The sequence below is a fragment of the Blastococcus sp. CCUG 61487 genome, from assembly GCF_005222955.1.
Lineage (GTDB): Bacteria > Actinomycetota > Actinomycetes > Mycobacteriales > Geodermatophilaceae > Blastococcus.
This window is the reverse complement of the sequence record NZ_LWUA01000278.1, coordinates 67,659-74,901: the sequence shown is the minus strand read 5'-3', so window position 1 is coordinate 74,901 and position 7,243 is coordinate 67,659. Positions and strand designations below refer to the sequence as shown.

The 7,243-nt window shown below is 71.6% G+C and carries 7 protein-coding genes and 4 tRNA genes; 7 read left to right on the top strand and 4 right to left on the bottom strand.

What is annotated here, in order from left to right; all coding sequences use genetic code 11:
• Window positions 1–359 precede the first annotated feature (359 nt).
• Window positions 360–1,196, top strand: a complete 837-nt coding sequence (locus A6V29_RS18500; protein WP_137161667.1) for a hypothetical protein — start codon at window positions 360–362, stop codon at window positions 1,194–1,196.
• The gene (locus A6V29_RS18495) at window positions 1,193–2,590 is read left to right on the top strand and encodes a multicopper oxidase family protein (protein ID WP_249933335.1); all 1,398 of its coding nucleotides are present in this window, start codon (window positions 1,193–1,195) and stop codon (window positions 2,588–2,590) included. Before A6V29_RS18500 ends, A6V29_RS18495 begins: the two co-directional genes overlap by 4 nt.
• Before the next feature lie 64 nt (window positions 2,591–2,654).
• On the opposite strand, the gene A6V29_RS18490 is transcribed toward A6V29_RS18495, so the two are convergent.
• Together A6V29_RS18490 and A6V29_RS18485 are read right to left on the bottom strand one after the other, a co-directional pair.
• Window positions 2,655–2,726: transfer RNA gene (locus A6V29_RS18490), tRNA-Val, on the bottom strand.
• A 41-nt stretch (window positions 2,727–2,767) separates the two neighbouring features.
• Complete coding sequence (locus tag A6V29_RS18485) at window positions 2,768–3,265, bottom strand: TIGR02611 family protein (RefSeq protein WP_249933334.1); 498 nt, start codon at window positions 3,263–3,265, stop codon at window positions 2,768–2,770.
• 232 nt (window positions 3,266–3,497) lie between these two features.
• Here A6V29_RS18485 and A6V29_RS18480 point away from each other — a divergent pair, with 232 nt between their 5' ends.
• From A6V29_RS18480 to A6V29_RS18465, 4 genes are all read left to right on the top strand, one after another.
• Complete coding sequence (locus tag A6V29_RS18480; protein WP_137161666.1) at window positions 3,498–3,962, top strand: SsgA family sporulation/cell division regulator; 465 nt, start codon at window positions 3,498–3,500, stop codon at window positions 3,960–3,962.
• A 95-nt stretch (window positions 3,963–4,057) separates the two neighbouring features.
• Window positions 4,058–4,130: transfer RNA gene (locus A6V29_RS18475), tRNA-Gly, on the top strand.
• Between the two features lie 41 nt (window positions 4,131–4,171).
• Window positions 4,172–4,242: transfer RNA gene (locus tag A6V29_RS18470), tRNA-Cys, on the top strand.
• Between the two features lie 55 nt (window positions 4,243–4,297).
• Window positions 4,298–4,369, top strand: a tRNA-Val gene (locus A6V29_RS18465).
• 60 nt (window positions 4,370–4,429) lie between these two features.
• On the opposite strand, the gene coaE is transcribed toward A6V29_RS18465, so the two are convergent.
• A complete protein-coding gene (coaE, locus tag A6V29_RS18460) occupies window positions 4,430–5,026 on the bottom strand; it encodes a dephospho-CoA kinase (RefSeq protein WP_137161665.1) in 597 nt (198 codons plus the stop codon).
• 217 nt (window positions 5,027–5,243) lie between these two features.
• Between coaE and A6V29_RS18455 the strand changes: the two genes are divergently transcribed.
• A complete protein-coding gene (locus tag A6V29_RS18455; RefSeq protein ID WP_249933333.1) occupies window positions 5,244–5,447 on the top strand; it encodes a hypothetical protein in 204 nt (67 codons plus the stop codon).
• A 130-nt stretch (window positions 5,448–5,577) separates the two neighbouring features.
• Here the strand turns inward: A6V29_RS18455 and rpsA are convergent, their stop codons facing one another.
• Complete coding sequence (rpsA, locus tag A6V29_RS18450; RefSeq protein ID WP_137161663.1) at window positions 5,578–7,047, bottom strand: 30S ribosomal protein S1; 1,470 nt, start codon at window positions 7,045–7,047, stop codon at window positions 5,578–5,580.
• Between the last annotated feature and the right edge of the window lie 196 nt (window positions 7,048–7,243).

Below are 7,243 nucleotides of genomic sequence, written 5' to 3'. Positions count from 1 at the left end.
GGCCGCCCTTGACCCTGGGCACGACGTGCTCGGTCGTCGGCACCACGAGGCCGGTGAAGGGCCGGCGGCACCAGATGCACGTGCCGCCGTCGCGCGCCAGGACCAGCGCGAGCCGCGCGGCACGACCCGGCCGGGACGAGGGATGTGACATCGCCCCGATCGTCCTCCGCATCCGTTCTTCCTGCCGGTCCATGACGATCGGCGAGCGCAGCAGAGCCTTCGGTGACGGATCGCGGGCGGAGCCCCGATTCCGCCCACCGCCGTGTCTCACGATCTGCTCGGTTCCGGCTCGGCGCAGGACTCTCTCGCGCATCGCGGCCGGCACTCCGCCGATCGCACCAGTCGAAGCGAGGGACCCCATGACACGTACGACTCGCCTGCGGCGCTGGGCCACCGGCGGTGCCGCGCTCGCGCTCGCGGTCTCGCTCGCCGCCTGCGGGTCGGACGACGACGACGGCGGTGGAGACAGCCAGGCCACGGAGACCTCCGCGTCCGAGACCGCCGGGGCCGGTGACGTCGACGCCTTCTGCGAGGCGTCGGTGGACCTCGAGGCGGCGTTCTCCCAGGGGCCCCCGATCGACGAGACGGCTCCGCCGGAGGAGCAGCAGGCCGCGCTCGAGGAGTTCGGGGCCACGCTGGAGCCGCTGCTCGCCGAGGTCGAGGAGACCGCTCCGGAGGAGATCGCCGACGCCGTCACCACGGGGACGGAGACCGTCCGCGAGGCGCTGACGACCGGCGACCCGTCGGCGACGGAGGGTCCGGAGTTCCAGCAGGCCGACGACGACATCGACGAGTTCATGCTCGCCGAGTGCGGCTTCGAGGCGATCGAGGCCACCGGTGTCGACTACGAGTACGAGGGGCTGCCGGACGAGGTCCCGGCCGGCATCGTCGCGGTGACGTTCCACAACGAGGGCACCGAGATGCACGAGATCGGCATCGCCCGCATCAACGACGACGTCACGATGCCGGTCGAGGAGCTGCTCGCGCAGCCCGAGGAGCAGGTCTTCTCGAGCATCGAGCTCAGGGGCATCACTTACGCCATGCCCGGCGAGTCCGAGACCACGTTCCTCCGCCTGGACGAGGGACGGTACGGCGCGGCCTGCTTCATCCCCCAGGGCACGACCAGCCTGGAGACGATGGGGATGGGCGCACCGCACCACACGCTGGGCATGTTCGCCGAGTTCACCGCGGCGTGAGCACGGGGATGCCGGCGACCCGTCGCCAGTTCCTGGGGCTGACCACGGTCGCCGGCCTCTCCCTGCTCGCCGGGTGCTCCGCGAAGGCGCGCCCGGCCGCAGGCCCCCCGTCCGCGGGGGGCCTGCGGCTCACCGCTGCGCCGATGCGGCTCGACCTCGCGGGCCGCGAGATCCCCACGTGGGGATACGGCATGGTCCCCGGACCCGAGATCCGGCTGAAGGCCGGCGACGTGATGCGGGTGCGGCTGGAGAACGCCCTGCCGGAGGACACCACGGTCCACTGGCACGGGCTCGCGCCGCCCAACGGGATGGACGGCGTCCCGGGAGTGACGCAGGACCCGGTGACCCCCGGGGACGGGTTCACCTACGAGTTCGAGACCCCGATCGCCGGCTCCTTCATGTACCACGCCCACGTCGGGATGCAGCTCGACCGCGGCCTCTACGGCCCCCTGGTCGTGGAACCCCGCACCGAGGAGCTGTCCTACGACCGCGAGTACACACTGATGCTCGACGACTGGCGGGACGGCGTCGACGCGGCGGACCACGCCGGGCACGGGGCGACGCCGGAGACCGAGGAGCCGCCCGCCGCGGAGGAGGTCTCCTTCGGCGGGCGGGCCTATCCCCTGCTGCTCGTCGACGGCCGTCCACCGGAGGACCCGCGGGTGCTCGAGGTCCGGCCGGGCGACCGGGTCCGGCTGCGCGTCATGAACGTGGCCGCGGACACCGGCTTCCGCTTCGCGATCGCCGGGCACCGGCTGACGGTCACCCACACCGACGGGATGCCGGTGGAGTCGGTGACCGTCGACGCGCTGCGCCTCGGCATGGGTGAGCGCTACGACGTCCTGGTCGACGCCGCCCAGAGCGGTGGGGCCTGGCAGGTGGGCGTGCAGGCGGAGGGACGGCGCGGCTGGGGCCGGGCCGTGCTGCGTTACACCGGCAGCGAGGCCACCACGGCGCCCGTGGCCGCCGAGCGCCCGGCCGAGCTGGACGGCCGCCTCCCCTCCTACGACGAGTTGCTCTCCCGCGAGCCGCTCGCGCTGCCCGCCGGGGAACCCGACCGGGTCTACGACCTCGTCCTGTCCGGCACGCAGATCGGCGGGCAGAGCTACCCCGACGCCGACCCGCTGCCGGTGGCCGAGGGCGAGCGGGTCCGGCTGACGATGCGGAACACCAGCGCGAAGTGGCACCCCATGCACCTGCACGGGCACCACTTCCAGGTGCTGACCCCGTCCGGCCGCGGGCCGGTGAAGGACACCGTCACCGTGCCGGCGCGCGGCGGCGTCGTGACCTTCGACTTCCTGGCCACCAACCCCGGCGACTGGCTGTTCCACTGCCACAACCACCACCACATGGAGGACGGCATGGTGCGGCTCGTGCGGTACGTCGACGCCTGACCGCCCGGCACGGACGACGAAGGGGCCGGCAGCCTCGTGCAGGCTGCCGGCCCCTTAGATCCGGTGGGCGATACTGGGTTCGAACCAGTGACCTCTTCGGTGTGAACGAAGCGCTCTACCACTGAGCCAATCGCCCGGACGGTCGCGTGCGGCCGCGTCGGCAAGTGTGCCAGATCCTCACCGCCAGAGCGGAACCCACCCCGGCACCCATCCCGGGATCCCGATGAGGTGGAGGGTCACCACGACGACGCCGTAGACGAAGGCGGCGGTGGCCAGCGCCAGGAGCAGCCGGACCCACAGCGGCTGCCGGGCGACCCAGGCGGTCCAGCGGCTCACGTGCTTCTTGGTGAACTCCAGCAGCCGCTCGGCCCAGGTGAACTCGCTGGCGAGCACGAACAGCCCGGCGATCACCGTGAGCCAGCCCGGTCCGGGCAGCGGGATGGTCACCAGGCCGAACGCGACGACCAGCCCACCCACCACGCCCACGGCCACCCGGTAGGCGTGGTCGGTGCTCCGATGGGCGGCGATCCGCCGGCGCCAGGTCGTGTCGCGGACCCGCTCGCGCAGGCTCCGGACGTCATCCGAGTCGTACCGGGCCCGACGCTCCTCGGGCGTCTCGGCACGCGGAGTGGCCTCCCGTGGAGCCGCGGTCTCGTGCCCGCTCAGGGTCGCCACCTCCCCATCTGCCCGCTGCGCCCCGCAGCGACGGCTGCCCGCAGCCTACGGGGAGCGACACGGTGACCGGACCCACCGGCCGCACCATTCGTCACGTCCGCACCAAACCCGTTTCCGAACCGTCCTCGGCGGACACACACACCACCATGACCGAGTTGTGGGGCCGGTGGGACACGTGTGACTGGAGTGACGAACCGCGTCACTCCCGGGTCGGATCGTCGTTGAGGCCGGTATGACCAGCCGCTGGAACCCGGGGCACTCCGCGCCCATCACGCTGCAGCTGATCGGTCCTCGGTCCTGGACCGAGGTGCCCGCCCTGCTGTGCTACGAGCCCGCCGACCCCTTCGCGGTGCGGATCGCGTTCGGCGACGTCGGCGACGACAGGGCTGTCGTGGACTCCGAGGAAGGCATCGCCTGGCTGGTGAGCCGCGAGCTCCTGCGGGCCGGTCTCGACCGGCCCGCGGGCGAGGGCGACGTGCGCGTCTGGCCTGCCCACGCCGCCAGCGACGTGTTGTACCTCCACCTGCGCGCTCCCTCGGGCGAGGCGCTGTTCGAGCTCTCGCGGGCCGCCGTGGCCGGCTTCCTGCGGCAGACCGAGGCGCTGGTCCCCTCCGGTTCCGAGAGCGAGCTGCTCGACCTGGACGACGAGCTGCACGTCCTGCTGTCCAACGGAGGAGCCGATCCCTCGGGGCGCTGACCTCGGCGGGCGCGCCTGACGCGGGCACCGGCACACCCGCCGGAGACCCCCTCGTTGGAGGGTCGGGAACCGTCAGGTAACGTTCTTCCTGCAACGCGGACGTGGCTCAGTTGGTAGAGCATCACCTTGCCAAGGTGAGGGTCGCGGGTTCGAATCCCGTCGTCCGCTCGGAACCTCGGGCGCTGATCGCGAGATCGGCGCCCGCGTGCGGTGGAGTGGCCGAGAGGCGAGGCAACGGCCTGCAAAGCCGTCTACACGGGTTCAAATCCCGTCTCCACCTCGTTCTCCTCCGCGGAGCACGAGCGCGGAGGAGGGACCGGCCGCGAGGCCGGGCCGGGCGATTGGCGCAGCGGTAGCGCGCTTCCCTGACACGGAAGAGGTCACTGGTTCGATCCCAGTATCGCCCACCGGAGAAACCCCGGGCCGCCGATCGGCGGCCCGGGGTTTCGTCGTTCCGGACCGGTTCGTCAGGAGCGAGCGGGCTCCACCCGCTCCGTCCAGAACCTGTCCACCTGCTCCTCGAGCCGCTCGAGGGTGCCGCTGTTGTCGAGCACCACGTCGGCCACCGCGCGGCGCTGCTCGTCGGTCGCCTGGGCCGCGATGCGGGCCCTCGCGTCATCCTCGGTCATGCCGCGCTCGACCAGCCGGGCCAGCCGGACGTCCAGGTCCGCCTCGACGACCAGGACCAGGTCGTAGCTGCCCGCCTGGCCGGTCTCGACCAGCAGGGGGACGTCGTTGACCAGCACGGCGTCCGCGGCTGCGGCAGCGGCGAGCTCGACGGCCCGCTCGCGCACCAGCGGGTGCACGATGCCGTCCAGACGGGCCCGGGCCTCCGGGTCGGCGAACACGATGCCCGCCAGGGCCGGCCGGTCCAGCGCACCGTCGGCGGCGAGCACGCCGTCCCCGAACGCCTCTATGACCGCGGCCAACCCCGGGGTGCCGGGCTCCACGACCTCGCGGGCGATGCGGTCGGCGTCGATCACCACCGCGCCACGAGCGGCCAGCAGGCCCGCCACCGTGCTCTTGCCCGAGCCGATCCCACCGGTCAGTCCGATCCGCACCATGTGCGCAGAGTAGCGACCCGATGGCTCGAAGGTCACAGAGAGGTAACACGGTGGCGCGTCCTCCGGCGCGTCGCTCCAGTCACACCAGTCACAGGACATAACTTCGGCCACGGCGAACTTCCCCGCCGAGAGAGGCAGACCCACCATGTCCCGTCACCGGCCCGCAGCTGGCTCCCCGTCGACCCGTGCCGCCTCCCGAGGCGCCGGCCGTCACCGGATGGGCGCTCCCGACGGTGTGCGCTGCTCGGACATCCCCGCCGTCCGCGAGCGCATGGCCTTCCAGCGCCCCCCGGCCGGACCGCGCAACGCGTTCCTGCGCTGGCTGGTGCAGACGCCGCCCGCCGGCCGGCACACCTGGGCGTTCCTCGCCGGCAACGGCGGTCGTCCGCGCACCGCCTTCGCGATCATCCTCAGCCTCTGAGCCGGAGCGAAAGGCCCCACGGACGTCGTCCGTGGGGCCTTTCGCACGTGCGGAGAGCTCGCGATCGAACGCCAGAGGCCCAGAACCGATCCGGTCCTGGGCCTCTGGCGTTCAGCGGTCTAGCGCGGGATCACTCCCCGCCGGCGAGCTTGGCCCGCAGCGCGGCCAGGGCCTCGTCGCTGGCCAGGGTGCCACCGGTGCTGGCCGGGGCATCGGCGCCGGCAGCGTCGTCGCTGGAGTAGCTGCCACCCGCCGCCGCCTCGGCGTCGGCCTCCTTGGCGGCCGCGATCTGCTTCTGGTGCGCCTCGAAGCGGGCCTGGGCCTCGGCGTACTGCCGCTCCCACTCCTCGCGCTGCGCCTCGTAGCCCTCGCGCCACTCGCCGGTGTCCGGGTCGAAGCCCTCGGGGTAGAGGTAGTTGCCCTGCTCGTCGTAGGACGCGGCCATGCCGTAGGCGGCCGGGTCGAACTGGTCGTCCACGCCGACGACGCCCTCGTTGGCCTGCTTCAGGGACAGCGAGATGCGGCGGCGGTCCAGGTCGATGTCGATGACCTTGACCAGGAGCTCGTCGCCGACCTGCACGACCTGCTCCGGGATCTCGACGTGGCGCTCGGCCAGCTCGGAGATGTGCACCAGGCCCTCGATGCCCTCGTCGACGCGCACGAACGCACCGAACGGGACGAGCTTGGTGACCTTGCCCGGGACGACCTGCCCGATCTGGTGGGTGCGGGCGAACTGACGCCACGGGTCCTCCTGGGTCGCCTTCAGCGACAGGGAGACGCGCTCGCGGTCCAGGTCGACGTCGAGGACCTCGACGGTGACCTCCTGGCCCACCTCGACGACCTCGGACGGGTGGTCGATGTGCTTCCAGGACAGCTCGGAGACGTGCACCAGGCCGTCGACGCCACCCAGGTCCACGAAGGCACCGAAGTTGACGATCGAGGAGACGACGCCCGACCGGACCTGGCCCTTGGCGAGCTTGTTGAGGAACTCGCTGCGGACCTCGGACTGGGTCTGCTCCAGCCACTGGCGGCGGGAGAGGACGACGTTGTTGCGGTTCTTGTCGAGCTCGATGATCTTCGCCTCGAGCTCGCGGCCCACGTAGGGCTGCAGGTCGCGGACGCGGCGCATCTCGACCAGCGACGCCGGGAGGAACCCGCGCAGGCCGATGTCGAGGATGAGGCCACCCTTGACGACCTCGATGACGGTGCCGGTGACGACCTCGTCGGCTTCCTTCTTGGCCTCGATCGTGCCCCAGGCGCGCTCGTACTGCGCGCGCTTCTTGGAGAGGATCAGCCGCCCTTCCTTGTCCTCCTTCTGGAGAACCAGGGCCTCCACCTCGTCACCGACGCTGACGACCTCGTTGGGGTCGACGTCGTGCTTGATGGAGAGCTCGCGCGAGGGGATGACGCCCTCGGTCTTGTAGCCGATGTCCAGCAGCACCTCGTCCCGGTCGACCTTGACGATGACGCCTTCGACGATGTCGCCGTCGTTGAAGTACTTGATCGTCTGGTCGATGGCGGCGAGGAAGTCCTCTTCGCTGCCGATGTCGTTGACGGCGACCTGGGGGGTGCTGGAAGGACGGACCTGAGTGGAGGTCATGTGGTTGGTTGCTCCGGACGGTTTATGCGTAGGGACAGGACGACCCGTGACCGACGGCCACGGGGATGATCAGCGGGGAGAGCCGGCTCTGGCGTTCCGTGTGGGGAAAACCACGACAGACCTCTGGCGCATCCCCCATGGTACGGACGACGGGACCTCGGGGTCCACCTGGGTGCGTGCGCGACGACCGGCCGGC